Below are 18,813 nucleotides of genomic sequence, written 5' to 3' on the forward strand. Positions count from 1 at the left end.
TGAGCGCCCTTTAGCTTTCCTTGTTTGAGGTTGGCGGCGGGAGTAATAGTCGCCACGGAATTGCGAGGAGGAAAAGATGACGCTGAACTTCGACCCGAAGGCGAAGGCCACGGCGTTGTACCATGGCGAATTCCGACCGATGTTCATTGGCGGCAAGTGGGTCGCGGCGCAGTCCGGCCACGGCATGCAGGCACTCAATCCGGCAACAGGCGAGGTGCTGGCGACAGTGCCGCGCGGCGGGGCTGCCGATATCGACTCGGCGGTGGCCGCCGCGCGCGCGGCCTTCGAAGGCCCATGGTCCAAATTCTCGCCCTACGAGCGGCAGTGCGTGCTGCTCAGGATCGCCGATCTCTTCGAGACGCATTGGGAAGAGCTCAGCGTTTCCGACACGCTGGATATGGGGCTGCCGATCACGCGCACGCTCGCTAACCGGCGCCGCGTCATCGGCATGCTGCGCTTCTATGCCGGCATGGCGACGGCGCTGCATGGCGAGACGATCGACAATTCGATTCCCGGCGAGATCGTCACCTTCACCCGGCGCGAGCCGGTGGGCGTCGTTGGTGCGATCATTCCCTGGAACGCGCCGACCGCCGCCTCGATCTGGAAGATCGCGCCGGCGCTGGCGACGGGCTGCACCATCGTGCTGAAACCGTCCGAGGATGCGTCGCTGACGCCGCTGCTGATCGCGCAACTGATGCAGGAAGCCGGCGTGCCCGACGGCGTCGTCAACGTCGTCACCGGCACCGGGGCCGAAGCCGGTGCGCGGCTCGCCGAACATCCAGACGTCAACAAGATCGTTTTCACCGGATCGACGCTGACCGGCCAGGCCATTGCGCGGGCAGCCGTGGCCAACCTCAAACGCGTTTCGCTGGAACTCGGCGGCAAGTCGCCGATCATCGTCTGCCGCGACGCCGACATCGACAAGGCTGTTCCGATCGCGGCGATGGCGGTGTTCGTGCATTCGGGCCAGATCTGCATTGCCGGCTCGCGGCTGTTCGTGGCGCGCGAAATCCATGACGAGTTCGTCCGCCGGCTCGCCGATTTCGCGGGCAGACTGCGGATCGGCCATGGCATCGAGGCAGAGACGGAAATCGGACCGCTCATCAATGCCAGGCAGGCAGGCAAGGTGGAGGGCTATATCAGGGCCGGCAGCGACGAAGGCGCCGAACTGGTCGCCGGTGGCTCGCGGCTGACCGGCGAGCTCTACGATGGCGGCAACTTCATTGCGCCGACGGTCTTCCGCGCCGTGTCGGACCAGATGACCATCGCGCGCGAGGAGATTTTCGGCCCGGTCATTTCGGCGATGCCCTTCGACACGCTCGACGAAGCGGTGGCGCGTGCCAATGCGACGCCCTATGGCCTGGCCGCCGGCATCTTCACCACGCATCTGGGCACCGCGCACAAGCTTGCGCGCCGGGTCAAGGCCGGCTCGGTCTGGGTCAACATGTACCATGCCATCGACCCGGCGGTGCCGTTCGGCGGCATGAAGATGTCGGGTTATGGCCGCGAGGGCGGCATCGAACATCTGCACGAGTATCTGGAGACCAAGTCGGTCTGGATCCAGACCGACTGATATTCGCGCGGCGTACTCTGCGAAATCACGATGAAACCACAACGGCCAGGACGGCGGCGCAGTCACCGGCTTTGACCAGGCCGGGGAAATGCCGCGCGGCCAGAATGCCGGACATTTTTGCCCGGATTTCCTGCGGAGCGATGCCGGTGCGGCCGGTGGAATGGATGCGCCCCAGCACCGAGCCTTCTTTCACAGGCTCGCCGAGATCGACCATGGTTTCGATCATGCCGTCGTCCTCGGCGAAGGAGAAGCAATCGCCCGACGGCATGTCGAGCCACTGCGTCGGGCTCTTCTCTACTGCACCGGCGACAATGCCGGCATGACGCAGCACATTGCTGATGCCGCGCCGCGCAATCCGCACCGTCTGTGCGCGCGAGGTGCCGCCGCCGCCAAGCTCGGTGCTGACGAAGACCTTGCCCATTTCCTCCGCCGCCGTGTCGTACATGCCGACGGAGTCGATCTCGATCATGCGCATGGAGAACGGAGCCGCGAATGCGGCGACCGCGTCGAAGGCTTTCTGCTCCAGTGCCTTGTCGGGCACCGTGTGCGCGGCACAGAAGGGCACGAAATCCAGCGTCCTGCCGCCGGAGTGGAAATCGAAGACGAGGTCGGCGCGCGGCAGCAGTTCGCGTTGAAAGTAGTCGGCGATCTTCTCGGTCACCGTGCCGTCGGGGCGGCCGGGAAAGCTGCGGTTCATATTGCCCTTGTCGATCGGCGACGTCCGCGTGCCGGCGCGGAAGGCCGGATAGTTCATCGCCGGCACAATGATCACCGTGCCGCTGACCTGTTTGGGATCGAGCGTGCGGGCAAGATCGTAGAGCGCCAGCGGCCCCTCATACTCGTCGCCATGGTTGCCGCCGGTGAGCAGCGCGGCCGGCCCCTTGCCGTTGCGGATGACGCAGATCGGGATCATCACCGAGCCCCAGGCCGAGTCGTCGCGGCTGTAGGGCAGGCGCAGGAAACCATGTTGCACGCCGTCCTTGTCGAAATCGACGGTCGGCGCGATCGGAGATGGGCGGAGGCTAGGCATCGGGCTCAATTCTTCACCACCAGTTTGCGCGGTACATTGGCGAGGCACTCTACACCGGTTTCGGTGATCAGGATGGATTCGGTGATTTCCAGTCCCATCGTCTCCAGCCACAGGCCGGTCATGAAATGGAAGGTCATGCCGGGCTTGAGTTCGGTGCGGTCGCCGGGGCGCAGGCTCATGGTGCGTTCGCCCCAATCCGGCGGATAGGATAGGCCGATGGAATAGCCGGTGCGGTTGTCCTTGACGATGCCATATTTCTTCAACACGGCGAAAAAGGCGTTGGCGATGTCCTCACAGGCATTGCCGGGCTTTGCCGCCGCCAGCCCCGCCTCCATGCCTTCCAGTGTCGCCTTCTCGGCATCGAGGAATTCCTGTGTCGGCTTGCCGAGAAAGACGGTGCGCGACAGCGGGCAATGGTAGCGGTTGTAGCAGCCGGCGATCTCGAAGAAGGTGCCCTCGCCCGACTTCATCGGCTGGTCGTCCCAGGTGAGATGCGGCGCCGAGGCGTCGGCGCCCGACGGCAGCAGCGGCACGATCGCCGGATAGTCGCCGCCGACGCCATCGACACCGCGCGTGCCGGCATCGTAGATCTCGGCGACCAGATCGCATTTGCGCATGCCGACCTGGATCTTGTCGACGATGCGCTGGTGCATGGCTTCGACGATGCGGGCCGCCTTGCGCATATAGTCGATTTCAGTCGGGCTCTTCACCGCGCGCTGCCAATTGACCAGCGCTGTCGCGTCGACGAAGCGGGCGTTGGGCAGGTGCTTCTGCAACGCGGCGAAGGCGGCAGCCGAGAACCAGTAATTGTCCATCTCGACGCCGATGGTCAGCTTGCCCCAGCCGCGATCACTGAGCACTCTGGCCAAAAAATCCATCGGGTGGCGCTCGGTCGACTGCACGTAGTGGTCGGCATAGCCGACGATGTTGTCATGCGCGAGATAGGCGGTGCGCTTGGCGCCATTGGCATCCTGGCCGCGACCGTACCAGACCGGCTCGCCCGATGGTGGCACGATCACCGCCTGATGCACATAGAACGACCAGCCATCATAGCCGGTCAGCCAGGCCATGTTGGATGGGTCGCTGATAACAAGCAGATCGACGCCTTTCCCCTCCATGGCTTTTCGCGTCTTGGCGAGGCGATCCGCAAATTCGCCACGCGAGAATTTTAGGTTCGGCTGCATTGTTCTTGGTCCTCGTTTGTTGGGCCTGGAGCCTGTTTCAACTTTGTTGGAAACAGGCTCGTCGTTCTTGTTTGAACGTGATCTCTGGGAAAAACCGGGTTCCACTTCCGGATCACGCTTTGGCCAGCATCAGCTTTCAAAAATGGTTCCGGCATTGGCCGCCCGCGCCCGGTTGCGAGCGAGCGTGGCGATCGCCGTATCCTGCACGCCGGTGCCGGTGAGGTCGGCGATGGTGATGTCGCTGGGTGAGCGCCTTCCGTGCCGTTCGCCGGCGATGATCTGGCCGAGTTCGGTGACCGCGGCATCGGCTCCCATCACGCCCGATGCGATGGCGTGATGCAGTTCTCCCAGACGCCGTGTCTGCTTGGCGCTGTCGGCGACATAGAGATCCGCCATGCGCAGGATCGCCGGCGCGATCTCGTTCTTGTGTTCGGCATCCGAGCCCATGGCGGTGATGTGCTGCCCGGCAACGACAAAGCCGGCCTTGATCAGCGGCTCGGTCGACGGCGTGGTGGTGACGATGATGTCGGCGCCGATGGTTGCTTTGGCTGCATCCGGCTCGGCGCGCACGAGAATGCCGAGCTTTTCGCGCAGCGCGCCTGCGGCCGTCTCCGCCTTGACCGCATCGCGCGCCCAGATGCGTGCCTCGGCGATCGGCCGCACCAACATGAGCGCTTCGAGTTGCAGCCCGGCTTGCACGCCGGCGCCGAAGATTGCGGCGACGGACGAATCCGGCCGCGACAGATGCTTCGCCGCGACGGCGCCGGCAGCAGCGGTGCGGACATCTGTGAGATAGCCATTGTCCAGCAGCAGCGCCTCGACCACACCGGTTCTTGCCGAGAGCAACACCATCATGCCGCCCCCGCTGGGCAGACCGAGCTTCGGATTGTCGAAGAAGCCGGAGCTTATCTTAACGGCGAAACCGTCTATTCCAGGCACATAGGCCGACTTCACATCGACCTCGCCGCGCTGCTCGTGAATGTCCAACCGCAGGATCGGCGGCATCGCCACCGGCAATGTGGCGAGCGCGCGGAAAGCGTTTTCGACGCAGGCGACCGCGTCGAGATCGAGCGGCACGATTGTGCGCAGTTCCTTCTCGGTGAGGATCGTCATCCGGCTCATGCGATGCGCTCCGCGAAGGCGCGCACTGCGAAGGATAGTGTTCCTTCACACCCCCCTCTGTCCTGCCGGCCATCTCCCCCGCAAGGGGGGAGATTGGACTGCACTCCTGCCTTCGCCAATCTCCAGCGCAGCAAGAACAGCGACCGCATCGAAGCTGCCGATCTCCCCCCTTGCGGGGGAGATGTCCGGCAGGACAGAGGGGGTGGGCGGGAATTCGGCGTGGGAGAGTTTTCATGCCGCGCGCTCCGCGATTGCGTCACCGCAGACGATCTTGCGATGCGTGTTCATGTCGATATTGCGGCCCGAGAGAAGAACGACCACCGGCCCGGTCGCCTTGACCTTCCCGGCAAGCAGCGCGGCGATGCCGACCGCGCCGGCGCCTTCGACGATCTCGCGCTCCTGTTCATAGGCATGGCGGATGCCGGCGGCGATCTCGTCCTCGCTGAGCAGGATGACGTCGTCGAGCAGATCGCGGCACATGGCGAAGGTCAGCCGGTTGCCGAGACCGATGCCGCCGCCGAGCGAATCCGCCAGCGTCGGCAGTTCTTCCACCTCGACCGGGCGACCGGCATCCAGGCTCGCCTTCATCGCAGCACCACGCGCCATCGAAACGCCGATGATTTTTGTCCCGGGGCTGACGCCCTTGACGGCGGCGGCGATGCCCGAGGCGAGTCCACCACCGGAGAGTTGCACCAGGACGAGAGCGGCATCCGGGACCTGCTCGATCATCTCCAGTCCGAGCGTGCCTTGCCCGGCGATGATGGCCGGGTGGTCGAAGGGCGGCAGCATCACCAGTCCCTCCTGCGCCACCAGCCGTTCGACCTCCTGCTGCGCCTCGTCCTGACTGTTGCCGATGATGCGGACATCCGCGCCAAGCCGACGGATTTCGTCGAGCTTGTTGCCCGGCACCAGTCGCGACATGCAGATCACCGCACGCATGCCTTCGAGCTTCGCGGCATGGGCCAGCGCACGGCCATGATTGCCGGTCGACGCCGCGACCACGCCGCGCGCCTTCTCCTCGGCGCTCAGCGAAGCAATGGCATTCGAGGCGCCGCGCAGCTTGAAGCTGCCGGTGGTCTGGCGGTGTTCAAGCTTGAGGTGGACGGGGATGCCCAGTCGTTCGGAAAGGCTGTGAGATAACCCTGTCGGCGTGCGTTCGATTTTGCCGGCAATTCGCTCCCGGGCGGCACGAATATCGTTAAGGGTGACTGTCGTCATGATCGTCAATCGCGCGGCAAAGGCAGCGTCATCAGACGGCCAAATTCGGGATGCGACGTCCCGTCGCCACACAACCGCAAACAATTCCAGGCGCTGGCCTGATTGCTGGTGACGACCGGGCGGTCGATCGCCTGTTCCATCCCGGGAACCGCGAGCGCTCCGCGCAATGCGGTGCAGGACACGAACAGTGCATCGGCCTGCGCATTCGTCGCCTCACGAGCCAGGTCGGCGATCGCTGCCGGCGCAATGCGCGCCATCTCGCGATCGTCCTCGAAGCCGAGGCAGGTGAAGCTGACGATCTCAAAGCCGCGCTCGGCGAAATACGTCGCCATCGGTCTGGAGGTTTCTACCGTGTAAGGGGTGAGGATGCTGATCTTCTTGGCACCCAGCGCCTTCAGCCCGCGGACGCCTGCCATGGGCGGCGTGACCACAGGAACCCCTGATTTGGCAGACTGGATCGCGGCCTCGATTTCAGCGTCGCCAATCACTACCGAGGCCGAGGTGCAGGAGTAGCAGATCGCGTCGAGGTTTTCGTCGGGCAGGATCAACGCCGCACCCGCCGCCAGCTCGGGCTGCATCTTGCGAAGGTTTTCCGGCGTCGTCGGATTCTTGTAGGGAATGCGCGCGACATAGACGCCGACCCGCTCGCTCGCCACCATGCGGCGGAAATCCGGTTCGCTGGTGTGGTCGGTGGCAAGGATGATCAGGCCGACGCGCTTTTCCAGCGGGCGCGCATCGAGCGCCGGCCTTGTCGGCATCAGCCTGATCTCGGGCAGCGGTTTCATCTCAGAATTACCTTTCGATCTTGCCGTAGCGATGTTCCAGCCAGCGCAGCAGCACGACCGAGAAGAGGCTGATGACGAGGAAGAAAGCGCCGACCAGCGTGATCGGCTCAATGTAGCGATAGTAGGTGTTGGCGACGCTCTTTGCCTGGTTCATCAGCTCCAGCACGGTGATTGCCGATAGCAGCGGTGTCTCCTTGAACATGGCGATGAAATAATTGGCCAGCGCCGGGATCATCGGTGGGATCGCTTGCGGAATGATGATGTTGGTCCAGGTCTGCGTGGCGCTCAGATTGCAGGCCTTGGCCGCCTCCCACTGGCCGCGCGGCACGTTGTCGATGCCGGCGCGATAGACTTCCGCCGTGTAGGTGCCGTAGTGCAGGCCGAGCCCGATGACGCCGGCGACCAGCGGCGGCAACAGGATGCCGAAATCCGGCAGGACATAGAAGATGAAATAAAGTTGCACCAGAAGTGGCGTGCCGCGGATGAATTCGGCCGCCCAGCCGACGGTGCGCGACAGGACCTTGTTGGGCGAGCGTCGCGCCAGCGCGATGCCCAGACCCACGATAGCGGCCAGCACGGAGCCGAGCAGCGTTGCCAGGATGGTGATCTTCACGCCCTGGATCAGCGTCGGCAGGATCTCCCAGACGAAGTTCCAGTCCCAATCCATCAGACGCGCACCCCGTCGAGGCCGCGCGCCATGCGGCGTTCCAATGAACGCACGCCCCAGGAGATGATCAGCGCCAGGGCGAAATAGATGATCAGGATGGTGGTGAACGGCGCCAGCGTGTTGCCGGTCTGCGAGCGCACGACCTGCGCCTGAAAGGTGAGATCGGCGAGCGAGATCAGCGACACCACGGAGGTCGCCTTGAGCAGCTCGATGGCGTTGTTGCCGAAGGTCGGCAGCATGACCAGCAGCGCCTGCGGCAGGATGACATGGCGCATACCTTGCCAGCGGCCGAGGTTGAGCGCGATGCAGGCTTCATATTGTTCGCGGCCGACCGACTGGATGGCGCCGCGTACCACCTCGGCCGCATAGGCGCCGACATTGAGGCCCAGCGCCAGCACACCCGCCTGCAGCGGGGTCAGTTCGAGGCCGATCAACGGCAACACGAAATAGGCAAAGAACAGCTGCACGAAGATCGAGGTGCCGCGGAAGAATTCTATATAGGCGGTTGCAAGCCAACGCAGCGCGAAGAAGCGCGACACGCGGCCCATGCCGGCGAGGAAGGCCATGATCAGGGCGAGCACCGACCCCATCAGCGTCAGCTCGATGGTGACAAGCGCTCCCTGCAATATCAGGCCGAGGTAGCCGGACCACTGGGTCATTCGGGTTCCAACGTTGGCGGTTAGCTTCCTTCTCCCCGTTCACGGAGAGAAGATGCCAGTCCACCCTCCGAAGCTGCAGCGCAGCTGCTGCGGAGGACGGGCAGGCAGATGAGGGGCAGCGCTAAATTCTCAGAACCTGGCGCCGCCCCTCATCCGGCCCTTCGGGCCACCTTCTCCCCGTGAACGGGGAGAAGGCAAAACGGCGCTATTTCGCCGCGCAGAGCTTGTCCCGCGTGGTCGACATCGCGGCTGCGGCCGAGAAGCCGTAGGGCTCGATGATCTTGGCGAACTCGCCGGATTTCTTCAGCTTGGCGAGCTCGACATCGAAGGCGTCGCGCAGGGCCTCATCGCCTTTCTTGAAGGCGGCGCCGTCGCAATAGACCGGCGCGCCGACCACCGGGGCGATGACTTCGAGGTTCGGATCGTTGGCTTTCTTGACGAGGTCGTTGATCGACAGGACGGGAAGCGAATAGGCATCGATGCGACCGTCCTGCAGCATCTTCAGGCCGCTCTGGCCGTCCGGCACGACGATGACGCGCTCGCGCGGCACGCCGGCGTTGAGCGCCAGCTTCTCCTCGGTGCCGCCACCGGGCGCGCCAATGGTGGCTGACGTGTCCTTGGCGACGTCCTCGTAGCTCTTGAAGCCCTTCGGATTGCCCTTCTTCACCAGCATCGCCTCGGCGTCGCACAGCACCGGCTCGGAATAGACGACCGCCGCGCAACGCTCCGGCTTCATGAACAGGCCGGCGGTGACGACGTCGAAGCGGCCGGCCTGCAGGCCGGGGATCATCGCGCCATATTCGGAGATCGAAGCGACGATGTCGGCAACACCGAGACGCTTGAAGACCTCGCGCGCCACGTCGGGCGCCGCACCCGAAACTTTGCCGTCGGCGGCGACCGCCGTATAGGGCGGCTCGTTGGCGATCGCGACGCGGGCAAAGCCCTGCGCCTTCAATTGCTCGAGCTTGCTGTCATCGGCCGAACCGGTGCTCGACGCGGCGAGCACCGCCGTCAGTGCGAGACCGGCGACGCCGGCCAGAATGCCAAGTTTCTTCATTGTTCCCAACTCCTTGTTGTCTTCTTGGTTTTGTCTGGGGCGGTCTTCCGCCCCGCAAAGCGGTCAGACACGATGTCCGGCCGCGATGATCTTCTTCAGGAAGCCTTGCGTGCGCTCCTGCTTTGGATGGCGGAAAATCTCGTCTGGTTTGCCCTCTTCGACGATCTTGCCGCGGTCGAAGAACAGCACGCGGTCGGCGAAGTCGTGGGCAAAGCCCATCTCGTGGGTGACCAGCAGCATGGTCATGTCGGTCTCTGCGGCGAGCTTGCGCATGACATTCATCACCTCCTCGACCAGCTCCGGATCGAGGGCCGACGTCACCTCGTCGAACAGCATGATCTTCGGCGACAATGCCAGCGCACGGGCAATCGCCACGCGCTGCTTCTGGCCGCCGGACAGCTGCGCCGGCATCGACTTCGCCTTGTCGGCCATGCCGACCATGTCGAGCAGTTCCATGGCCCGCTTTTCAGCGGCGGCGCGAGGCGTGCCCTTGGTCAGCATCGGCGCCAGCGTGACGTTATCCATGACGCATTTGTGCGGAAACAGATTGAACAGCTGGAAGACCATGCCGATCTTCTGCCGCATCTTGGTCAGGTGCCGCTCGTCGGCGGGCAGCAGCTGGCCGTTGCGCTCCATGTGATAGAGCTGCTCGCCATCGATCTGGATATGGCCGCCGTCGATCTTCTCCAGCGTCATCAGGATTCGCAGGATCGTCGTCTTGCCCGAGCCGGACGGGCCGATCAGCGCCAGCTTCTCGCCGGGCATGACCTGCATCGACAGGCCGTCCAGTACCTTGAACGAGCCGAAGCTCTTCGAAATGGCGTCGACCTTGATGATGGGTGAGGACAAATGAATTTCCCCTGCTGGAGAAGCCTGTGCCCTTAACGATGCGGAACGCGCCAAATCATGTCAATTGGGAAAATAAAATCATGACAATATTTCCGGCACTGCATGATTCCAGAGCAATTCCCGCTTAGATTGCGAGCAGCAGATGCTCCGGATCGCCAAGCAGCAACTTGGTGACAACGCCGAGGCCGGCGCGCAGTTCCCCCTCGGTGGTCGAGCCGAGCGAGATGCGCACCGCCGGATGCCAGGGCGCATCCGAGATGCGGAAGGAGGTGCCGGGCGCGATCGCCACGCCTTGCAGGCGGGCCTGGGCGACGAAGCTTTCCTCGGCACGGTCCGCGGGCAGTTGCAACCAGACATGCAGCCCGTCGCGCCTGGCGCGATAACCAACCCCGCCCAGCACCTCGGCTGCGATGTCCTGGCGGCGGCGCAATGCCGCGCGCTGCCAGCGAACGAGTTCCATCGCCGTGCCGTCGGTCACCCATTTGGTGGCGATCTCGGCCACCAGCGGCGTCGCCATCCAGTTCGACACCAGATGCCGGTTGGCAACGGCGGCGACATAGCGGTCGGGCGCCGCGAGATAGCCGATGCGCAGGCCAGGTACGGTGATCTTGGTGAAGGAAGTGACGTAGAGCGTGCGCTCCGGCGCAAAGGCGGCGACCGGCGGCGGCCGGTCCTCGATCAGCGGACCCAGCACATCGTTCTCGATGATGGCGATGTCGTGCTTGCGCGCGACCGCGGCGATCTCTTCGCGCCGCCGAGCGTCCATCAGCGTCGCCGTCGGGTTGATCACCGACGGTTGCACGAATACCGCGCGAATGTCGGTGAGCCGGCAGACCTCGTCCAACGCCTCCGGGATCAGGCCATTGCCGTCGATCGGCAGGCCTTCCAGGTTGAAGCCGAGATAGCGCGCCAGCGGCACCAGCGTGTGGTGGCCGATGGCCTCGGTGGCGACAGTCGATCCCGGCGGCGCAACGCTCATCAGCGCCACGGTCATCCCGGCGGTCGCGCCATTGGTCAGGCTGATATTCTGTGCGGAGGTGTCGAGCCCACACAGTTTCAGCCATTCGACAGCCACCGCGCGGTGACGCGGGAACACCATGTTGGGCCGGAACGACAACGCCGAACTGGATGGCAGGTTTTCGGCCAGCCAGCCCAGCGCCTGCTTCAGCCGCTCCAAATGCATCGGCTCGCAGACCGGCTTCAGGATTGACAGATCGATGACCTCGCCGAGGCGCTCCGGCAGATAGGGCGGCTCCGGGTCGCGGCGCTGCGTCTGGACAAAGCTGCCACGGCCGATCTCGCCCGAAATCAGGCCGCGCCGGATCAGTTCTTCGTAGGCGCGGCTGACCGTCTGCACCGACAGTTTTAAATCGTCTGCCAGCCTTCGATGCGTTGGAAGCCGCGCGCCGTTGGCCAGCCGCCCGTCATGAATGGCGCGGGCGAACTGGTCGGCCAGCGTTTGATAGGCTGGCCGACGGATGAGCGCAGGGTCGGGTTGCCATGATGTCATGACTTAATAGAGATCGAAATCAGTGCAATTGACAATCGAAATAATGCGCCGTCATGGTGATGCCGACAAAAAGCGGACGCCGATGACATCGAAACTCGACGCGGTCGACCTCAGGATACTCGACGCCATCCAGCGCGACGGGCGCATCACCAAGCTGGCGCTGGCCGAACAGGTCGGGCTGTCGCCGACGCCGTGCTGGATGCGGCTGCGCAAGCTGGAGAAGGCAGGCATCGTCTCGGGCTACCACGCCAGGATCGCCATGCGCGTGGTGGCGCCGGTCGCCACCGTGTTGATGGAGGTGACGCTGGCCAGCCATCGCCAGGCCGATTTCGACCGCTTCGAACGCGTCATCCGCGACATCCCCGAAATCGTCGCCTGCTGGTCGGTGGGCGGCGGCGTCGACTATGTGGTCAAGGTGATGACGCGCGACATCGACGCCTATCAGCGGCTGGTCGACGACCTGCTGGAGCGCGAGATCGGCATCGACCGCTACTTCACCTACATCGTCACCAAGACGGTGAAGGACGAAATCGTGCTGCCGATAGCCGACCTGCTGCCGGCGTCGGCATAAGCCCGGAGAGAATGTCTGTCGGGACGGCACAATAGAGAGAGTCTCTCTCCTTCAGGGCGTCGAAACAGTCTCTCTGTCTGCATGTGACGGATAGTCTTCCCGCATCGTCCGAACCGGGAGGCCTCGACCATGTCCGCGCATTTTGCCCGCTCGCATCGCCATGAGGCGCTCGACCGCCTCTCCGACCGCCGGCTGCTGCGCGAGCTTGCCTATGTCGATGGGCATTGGACCGCGAGCGAAGCGGCCGAAAGCTTTGAAGTCACCGATCCGGCCACAGGCGCGACGGTCGCGTTTGTCGCCGCGCTCGATGCGCAGCAAACGACAAGGGCAATCGGTGCCGCCGCGCGTGCCTTCCCGGCTTGGCGGTCACTGCTGCCGCAGGAGCGGTCGAGAATTCTGCGAAAATGGTTCGAGCTGATCATCGCGGCGAAAGACGACCTTGCCCTGCTGATGACTTTGGAACAAGGCAAGCCGCTGCAGGAATCGCTCGGCGAAATCGACTATGCCGCCTCTTTCGTCGAATGGTATGCCGAAGAGGCAAAGCGCCTCAACGCCGAGAGCGTCACCAGCCATCTGCCGAATGCCGAGATGATGGTGAGGCGCGAGCCGCTCGGCGTTGTCGGCGTCGTCACGCCCTGGAATTTTCCGGCGGCGATGCTGACCCGCAAGGCGGCCGCCGCACTCGCCGCCGGCTGCACCATCGTCGCACACCCGTCCTCGGAGACGCCGCTGTCGGCGCTGGCGCTGGCTGAACTCGGCGAGCGCGCCGGCCTGCCCGCCGGTGTCTTCAACGTCATCACCGGCAAGGCAGCGACGATCGTCGGGCGCATGTGCGAAGACCCGCGCGTCCGCGCCATGAGTTTTACCGGCTCGACGGAGATCGGCCGGTTGATCGCCGCACAGTGTGCTCCGACGATGAAGCGGCTGGTGATGGAGCTTGGCGGCCATGCGCCGCTGATCGTCTTTGCCGACGCCGATGTCGACAACGCAGTGAGCATTGCCATCGATGCCAAGTTTGCAACGTCAGGCCAGGACTGCCTTGCCGCCAACCGCATCTATGTCCAGCGCCCGATCTACGATCGCTTCTGCGCCGCCTTTGCCGAGCGCATCGAGGCGCTGCGGACCGGCAATGGGCTTGTCGAAAAGATCGATATCGGACCGCTGATGCATGAGCGCGCCGTGACCAAGGTCGAGGAACAGGTCGCCGATGCCGTCGCCCATGGCGCGCGCTGCCTCACCGGCGGCAAGCGGCATCAGGCCGGGCCGCTGTTCTACCAGCCGACGTTGCTGGCCGATGTCAGCGACGAAGCGCTGATCATGCGCGAGGAGACCTTTGGGCCGGTCGCCGCAGTCACGCCGTTCGACAGTGAGGACGAGGTGATCGCCCGTGCCAACGCCACAGAATATGGCCTCGTCGCCTATGTCGTTACCGAGAATGGCGCCCGCCAGCAACGTATGGGCCGCGCGCTCGACTACGGCATGGTCGCCATCAACCGCGTCAAGATCACCGGAGCGCCGATCCCCTTCGGCGGCGTCAAGCAATCCGGCATCGGCCGCGAAGGCTCGCGCCACGGGCTCGAAGCTTTCACCGATCTGAAGTACCTCTGTCTGGACGTCACATAGTCCGTCCGGCCATCTCTCAAGGAGTCAAAAAATGCTCGACCAGTCCAACGAACTCAACGCCTGGGATCGCGACCATTTCTTCCATCCTTCGACCCATATGGGCACGCATGCGCGGGGCGAGAGCCCGACCCGCATCATGGCCGGCGGTGAAGGCGTCACCGTCTGGGACAACAATGGCAAGAAGAGCATCGATGCCTTTGCCGGTCTCTATTGCGTCAATGTCGGCTATGGCCGCCAAAAGATCGCGGATGCCATCGCCACCCAGGCGAAGAACCTCGCCTATTACCACGCCTATGTCGGCCACGGCACCGAGGCTTCGATCACACTGGCCAAGATGATCATCGACCGCGCGCCGAAGGGCATGTCGAGGGTCTATTTCGGCCTCTCGGGTTCGGATGCCAACGAGACCAACATCAAGCTGATCTGGTACTACAACAACGTGCTTGGGCGGCCGGAGAAGAAGAAGATCATCTCGCGCTGGCGCGGCTATCACGGTTCGGGCGTGATGACGGGATCACTGACCGGGCTCGACCTGTTCCACAACGCCTTCGACCTGCCGCGCGCGCCGGTCCTGCACACCGAAGCGCCCTACTATTTCCGCCGCGCCGACCGCTCGATGAGCGAGGAGCAGTTCTCGCAGCATTGCGCCGACAGACTGGAAGAGATGATCCTGGCCGAAGGTCCCGAAACCGTCGCCGCCTTCATCGGCGAGCCGATCCTCGGTACTGGCGGCATCGTGCCGCCGCCGGCCGGCTACTGGGAGAAGATCCAGGCGGTGCTGAAGAAGTATGACGTGCTGCTGGTCGCCGACGAGGTGGTGACGGGCTTCGGCCGTCTGGGCACCATGTTCGGCTCCGACCATTACGGCATCAAGCCAGACCTCATCACCATCGCCAAGGGGCTGACCTCGGCCTACGCGCCGCTGTCGGGCGTCATCGTTGCCGACAAGATGTGGCAGGTGCTGGTGCAGGGCTCCGACAAGCTCGGTTCGCTCGGCCATGGCTGGACCTATGCCGCGCATCCGATCTGCGTCGCCGCAGGTGTCGCCAATCTCGAACTGATCGACGAACTGGACCTGGTGACGAACGCCGGTGAGACCGGCGCTTATTTCCGCGCCGAACTGACCAAGGCTGTCGGCGGGCACAGACACGTCGGCGACGTGCGCGGCGACGGCATGCTGGCGGCGGTCGAATTTGTCGCCGACAAGGACGACCGGGTGTTCTTCGACGCCTCGCTCAAGATCGGGCCGCAAGTGGCGACAGCACTTGCCGCCAGCGGCGTCATCGGCCGCGCCATGCCGCAGGGCGACATACTAGGCTTCGCGCCGCCGCTCTGCCTGACGCGTGAGGAAGCCGACATCGTCGTTTCCAAAACCGCCGATGCCGTCAACAGCGTGTTTTCCAATCTCTGAGATCGACCGTGAATGCCATGACCAAGACCCTCCCCGCCACCATGGCCGCCGTGCTGCTCACCGGGCATGGCGGACCGGAAAAGCTCGTCTATCGCAGCGATGTGAAAGTGCCTGTGCCTGCCGCCGGCGAGGTGCTGGTTAAGGTCAGCGCTTGCGGTATGAACAACACCGATGTCTGGGTACGCCAGGGCGCCTATGGCACGGAGGAGGACGCTGCCGCCGTGTCGACGTGGCGGCGGCAAGGCAACACGCTTACCTTCCCGCGCATCCAGGGCACCGACACGGTCGGCACCATCGCTGCCGTCGGCGAAGGCGTTTCCCCGGGCCGTATCGGCGAACGGGTAATGGTCGACTTTTCGATCTACAACCGCGACGACGATTCGCTCGCCGACATCGACTATATGGGCCACGGTCGCGACGGCGGGTACGCCGAGTACCAGACGGTGCCGGGCGAGAATGCGCATGTCGTCGATACTGAAATGAGCGACGTCGAACTCGCCACCTTCTGCTGCGCCTACCTCACCGGCGAACAGATGCTGGAGCGCTCCGGGCTGAAAGCCGGCGAACGCGTGCTGGTCACCGGCGCCTCGGGCGGCGTCGGTTCCGGCATCGTGCAGCTGGCGCGGGCGCGCGGCGCCATTCCCTATGCGGTCGTCGGCAAGGGCAAGGAGCAGGCGGTGCGCGACATCGGCGCCGAAGCGGTCATTACCCGGGGCGTTGCCGATCTTCCCGCCGCCGTGAATGAAGCCACTGGCGACCAGCCGATCGATGTGGTCGCCGATCTCGTCGGCGGCGCGATCTTCAACGACCTGCTGCGCATCCTGCGACCTGAAGGCCGCTACACCACGGCAGGCGCCATCGCCGGCCCGGTCGTGCAGCTCGATCTCCGGACCATGTATCTCAAGCAGCTGCAACTGCATGGCTCAAGCCAGGGCACCCGCGCCGACTTCCGCCGCATCGTCGGTTATATCGAGGCGAAGAAGATCCGACCGCTGGTCGGCGGCGTCTACAGGCTCTCCGATTTTCAAAAGGCGCAGGCAGACTTCATCGCCAAGGACTTTGTCGGCAAGCTGGTGGTTGTGCCGGACGCCATGTGGAACATCCGGGCATAACGGCTCCCCAACGCTCCTACGTCAGAGCGCGTCGTAAACGGCATCAATCAATACCTTGCGGCGTGGATCGACGTCGTCGAAACCCAGCATGCGGTTGGTGACGTAGCCGAATCCGACGCCGGCGCCGGATCGGCAAAACCGAGGGCGCCGCCCCAGCCGCCATCGCAGCGACGCGCGGCTGGCATAGGCGGCGTCGTCGAGTTGAAAGCCGGCGGCGAATTGCCGGCGCTTGAGACATAGCGCGCATGAGGCGAACCGGAATCATCGCAACGAATGCAATCCACAGGCCGGCAACCAGACCCTGCATCTTGACAGACGAGGCGAAAGCCAAAAGAGTGAAACCGGTTTCACTGGAGACCACCGGTGCATTTCGACCTGTCCATTCTTCTGCCGCATCTGGGTTTTCTGGCGCGCGGCGCCGAACTCACGGCGGCGGCTTGCGCGCTGTCGCTGGTGGGAAGCGTCGTCATGGGCGCGTTGGTGGCGATCGCACGCACCTCCGCCTCGGCACTGCTTCGACGGATCGCCTTCGTCTATGTCGATCTCTTCCGCAATGTGCCGTTCATCGTCCAGCTGTTCTTCTTCTATTACGGCCTGCCCGAGCTCGGCATTTACATCGATGCCTTCACCACCGGCGTCGTGGCGCTTTCGATTGCCGGCGGCGCCTATGCCTCAGACATCATTCGCGCCGGCATCCTCGCCATCGACCAGGGCATCATCGACGCCGCTGAAGTGAGCGGCCTGTCCAGGCGCAAGATCTTCACCCGCATCGTGCTGCCGATTGCGCTGCGCACCTCCGTGCGACCGCTCGGATCCGTGCTCATCAACATGATCCTTACGTCCTCGATCCTCTCGACCATCACGCTCAACGAGCTCACCGGCTCGGCCCAGATCGTGGTCTCGCAGACCTATCGGCCCTTCGAGGTCTATGTGGTGCTGCTCTGTGCCTATGCGGCCCTGACCTATCTGGTCTCGCTGGGCGTCACCCTGCTCCACCGCCATCTCAATCGGGACATGATGGAGGCGGTCGACTGATGCGGTTCAGCGACTTCACCTCCTACGACCTGATCCTGCTGGCGCAAGGTCTCGGCACCAACATCGCGCTGTTTCTCGTCACCTCTCTGATCGGACTGCTGATTGGCCTGAGCTGGGCGTTGGTGCGGTTCTACCGTGTGCCGGTTCTGGCCCAGGTCGTCACCTTCCTGTCGGAGCTGTTGAAGAACTCGCCGGTGTTGGTGCAGCTGTTCCTGGTGTTCTTCGGCCTGCCGGCGCTGTTGCATATAAGGGTGACGCCGGTCACCGCAGCGACCATCACTCTGTCGGCGAACACCGCGGCATTCGTCTATGTCATCGCGGTCTCGGCGATCGAGTCGATCGAACGCGAGCAGGTCGAGGCCGCGCGTGTCTTCGGCCTGACCCGGTGGCAGGTCCTGCGCCATATCGTTTCGCCCCAGGCTGCCGCCTTCGCGGTCGGCCCGCTCGTCGCGCTGCTGGTCAACCAGCTTCAGGTGACGTCGCTGATTTCTGTCATCGGCGTCGTCGACCTGACCAAGATTGGCCACATCCTCAACATGCGAACCTTGAAGCCGTTCGCGGTCTGGACCGTCGTCGGGCTGCTCTACTATGGCGCGGCAAAGCTGGTCGCCCTGCTTGGCGAGCGTCTTGAAAACCGCCTGCGGGCGCACAGCGCCTGGCGGGGGCTTTAACATGCTCAAGATCGAAAACGTGCACAAAGCGTTCGGCGAGGTCACTGTGCTGGACGGCGTCGACCTGACGATCGCGCCCGGCGAAGTGGTCTCGATCCTCGGGTCGTCGGGGTCCGGCAAGTCGACACTAATCCGTTGCATCAACGGCCTCGAAAAGCTGAAGTCGGGCCGCATCACGGTCGACGATTTCGATGTCAGCAAGCCGAAGGAGCTGGCCGAGGCGCGCAAGCGCTCAGGCACCGTCTTCCAGCTGTTCAACCTCTATCCGCATATGAGCGCGCTTCAGAACATTACGCTCGCCCCGATCGAGGTGCTGAAGATGCCGCGCCCTGAGGCCGAGGCGCTGGCGCGCAAGCTGCTCGAGTCCGTCGGCCTCGCCGATCGGGCCAACGCCTACCCGGCGCAGTTGTCGGGCGGGCAGCGCCAGCGTGTCGGCATCTGCCGGGCGCTCGCCATGCAGCCGCGCTATCTGCTGCTCGATGAAGTGACCAGCGCGCTCGACCCGGAAATGACTTCCGAGGTGCTGGCCATCCTGGCAAAGCTCGCCGCGCAAGGCACGACGATGCTGTTCGTCACCCACGAGATCGAATTCGCGCGCGAGATTTCCAACCGCATCGTCTTCCTCGACAAGGGCAGGCTGGTGGTCGATCTGCCAACGGATCGTTTCTTCGCCGCGGACGGCGGCCGGGCGCAGCCGCGGGTTGCGCAGTTTCTCTCCAAGATGCGCAAGGACTAG

Annotated in this window: 18 protein-coding genes; 8 read left to right on the forward strand and 10 right to left on the reverse strand. The window is 64.1% G+C overall.

Annotated elements, in window-relative coordinates; genetic code table 11:
* Positions 1–76 precede the first annotated feature (76 nt).
* On the forward strand, positions 77–1,573 hold the full coding sequence (locus NL532_RS27500; RefSeq protein WP_023827983.1) for an aldehyde dehydrogenase family protein: 1,497 nt from the start codon (positions 77–79) through the stop codon (positions 1,571–1,573).
* Between the two features lie 25 nt (positions 1,574–1,598).
* Here the strand turns inward: NL532_RS27500 and doeB are convergent, their stop codons facing one another.
* From doeB to ehuR, 10 genes are all read right to left on the reverse strand, one after another.
* Positions 1,599–2,603: a N(2)-acetyl-L-2,4-diaminobutanoate deacetylase DoeB gene (gene doeB / locus NL532_RS27505; protein WP_023667881.1), complete on the reverse strand. Its 1,005-nt coding sequence runs from the start codon at positions 2,601–2,603 to the stop codon at positions 1,599–1,601.
* A 5-nt stretch (positions 2,604–2,608) separates the two neighbouring features.
* Positions 2,609–3,787, reverse strand: a complete 1,179-nt coding sequence (gene doeA / locus NL532_RS27510; protein ID WP_023667880.1) for an ectoine hydrolase DoeA — start codon at positions 3,785–3,787, stop codon at positions 2,609–2,611.
* A 129-nt stretch (positions 3,788–3,916) separates the two neighbouring features.
* Positions 3,917–4,909: a cyclodeaminase gene (locus tag NL532_RS27515; protein ID WP_023827982.1), complete on the reverse strand. Its 993-nt coding sequence runs from the start codon at positions 4,907–4,909 to the stop codon at positions 3,917–3,919.
* A gap of 231 nt (positions 4,910–5,140) precedes the next feature.
* A complete protein-coding gene (gene eutB, locus NL532_RS27520) occupies positions 5,141–6,127 on the reverse strand; it encodes a hydroxyectoine utilization dehydratase EutB (protein WP_023753988.1) in 987 nt (328 codons plus the stop codon).
* Positions 6,128–6,132: 5 nt separating this feature from the next.
* The gene (eutA, locus tag NL532_RS27525) at positions 6,133–6,912 is read right to left on the reverse strand and encodes an ectoine utilization protein EutA (protein WP_023753987.1); all 780 of its coding nucleotides are present in this window, start codon (positions 6,910–6,912) and stop codon (positions 6,133–6,135) included.
* A 7-nt stretch (positions 6,913–6,919) separates the two neighbouring features.
* On the reverse strand, positions 6,920–7,579 hold the full coding sequence (gene ehuD / locus NL532_RS27530; RefSeq protein WP_023686970.1) for an ectoine/hydroxyectoine ABC transporter permease subunit EhuD: 660 nt from the start codon (positions 7,577–7,579) through the stop codon (positions 6,920–6,922).
* Positions 7,579–8,238, reverse strand: a complete 660-nt coding sequence (gene ehuC / locus NL532_RS27535; protein WP_023667875.1) for an ectoine/hydroxyectoine ABC transporter permease subunit EhuC — start codon at positions 8,236–8,238, stop codon at positions 7,579–7,581. Before ehuC ends, ehuD begins: the two co-directional genes overlap by 1 nt.
* A gap of 205 nt (positions 8,239–8,443) precedes the next feature.
* On the reverse strand, positions 8,444–9,295 hold the full coding sequence (gene ehuB, locus NL532_RS27540) for an ectoine/hydroxyectoine ABC transporter substrate-binding protein EhuB (protein WP_023682674.1): 852 nt from the start codon (positions 9,293–9,295) through the stop codon (positions 8,444–8,446).
* Positions 9,296–9,358: 63 nt separating this feature from the next.
* On the reverse strand, positions 9,359–10,144 hold the full coding sequence (gene ehuA, locus NL532_RS27545; protein ID WP_023682675.1) for an ectoine/hydroxyectoine ABC transporter ATP-binding protein EhuA: 786 nt from the start codon (positions 10,142–10,144) through the stop codon (positions 9,359–9,361).
* Positions 10,145–10,268: 124 nt separating this feature from the next.
* Entirely contained in the window at positions 10,269–11,654 is a 1,386-nt protein-coding gene (gene ehuR, locus NL532_RS27550; protein ID WP_023682676.1) for a MocR-like ectoine utilization transcription factor EhuR, read from the reverse strand.
* Positions 11,655–11,736: 82 nt separating this feature from the next.
* Between ehuR and NL532_RS27555 the strand changes: the two genes are divergently transcribed.
* The 7 genes from NL532_RS27555 (at position 11,737) to NL532_RS27585 (ending at position 18,813) form a co-directional block, all read left to right on the forward strand.
* Positions 11,737–12,225 carry an Lrp/AsnC family transcriptional regulator gene (locus tag NL532_RS27555; RefSeq protein WP_023686966.1) on the forward strand — a complete coding sequence of 163 codons (489 nt, stop codon included), beginning with the start codon at positions 11,737–11,739 and terminating at the stop codon, positions 12,223–12,225.
* A 129-nt stretch (positions 12,226–12,354) separates the two neighbouring features.
* Complete coding sequence (locus NL532_RS27560) at positions 12,355–13,848, forward strand: NAD-dependent succinate-semialdehyde dehydrogenase (RefSeq protein ID WP_023686965.1); 1,494 nt, start codon at positions 12,355–12,357, stop codon at positions 13,846–13,848.
* A gap of 31 nt (positions 13,849–13,879) precedes the next feature.
* Positions 13,880–15,259: an aspartate aminotransferase family protein gene (locus tag NL532_RS27565; RefSeq protein WP_023686964.1), complete on the forward strand. Its 1,380-nt coding sequence runs from the start codon at positions 13,880–13,882 to the stop codon at positions 15,257–15,259.
* 17 nt (positions 15,260–15,276) lie between these two features.
* Positions 15,277–16,371, forward strand: a complete 1,095-nt coding sequence (locus NL532_RS27570; RefSeq protein WP_032899967.1) for an alcohol dehydrogenase family protein — start codon at positions 15,277–15,279, stop codon at positions 16,369–16,371.
* 363 nt (positions 16,372–16,734) lie between these two features.
* Positions 16,735–17,406 (forward strand): amino acid ABC transporter permease, encoded by a 672-nt coding sequence (locus tag NL532_RS27575; RefSeq protein WP_023827980.1) that lies wholly within the window; start codon positions 16,735–16,737, stop codon positions 17,404–17,406.
* Complete coding sequence (locus tag NL532_RS27580; protein ID WP_023825949.1) at positions 17,406–18,077, forward strand: amino acid ABC transporter permease; 672 nt, start codon at positions 17,406–17,408, stop codon at positions 18,075–18,077. The genes NL532_RS27575 and NL532_RS27580 overlap by 1 nt, the downstream gene beginning before the upstream one ends.
* 1 nt (position 18,078) lies before the next feature.
* Positions 18,079–18,813 carry an amino acid ABC transporter ATP-binding protein gene (locus NL532_RS27585; protein ID WP_023699816.1) on the forward strand — a complete coding sequence of 245 codons (735 nt, stop codon included), beginning with the start codon at positions 18,079–18,081 and terminating at the stop codon, positions 18,811–18,813.

Origin of the sequence: Mesorhizobium sp. C120A (genome assembly GCF_030323105.1) — a bacterium.
Taxonomy (GTDB): Bacteria; Pseudomonadota; Alphaproteobacteria; order Rhizobiales; family Rhizobiaceae; genus Mesorhizobium.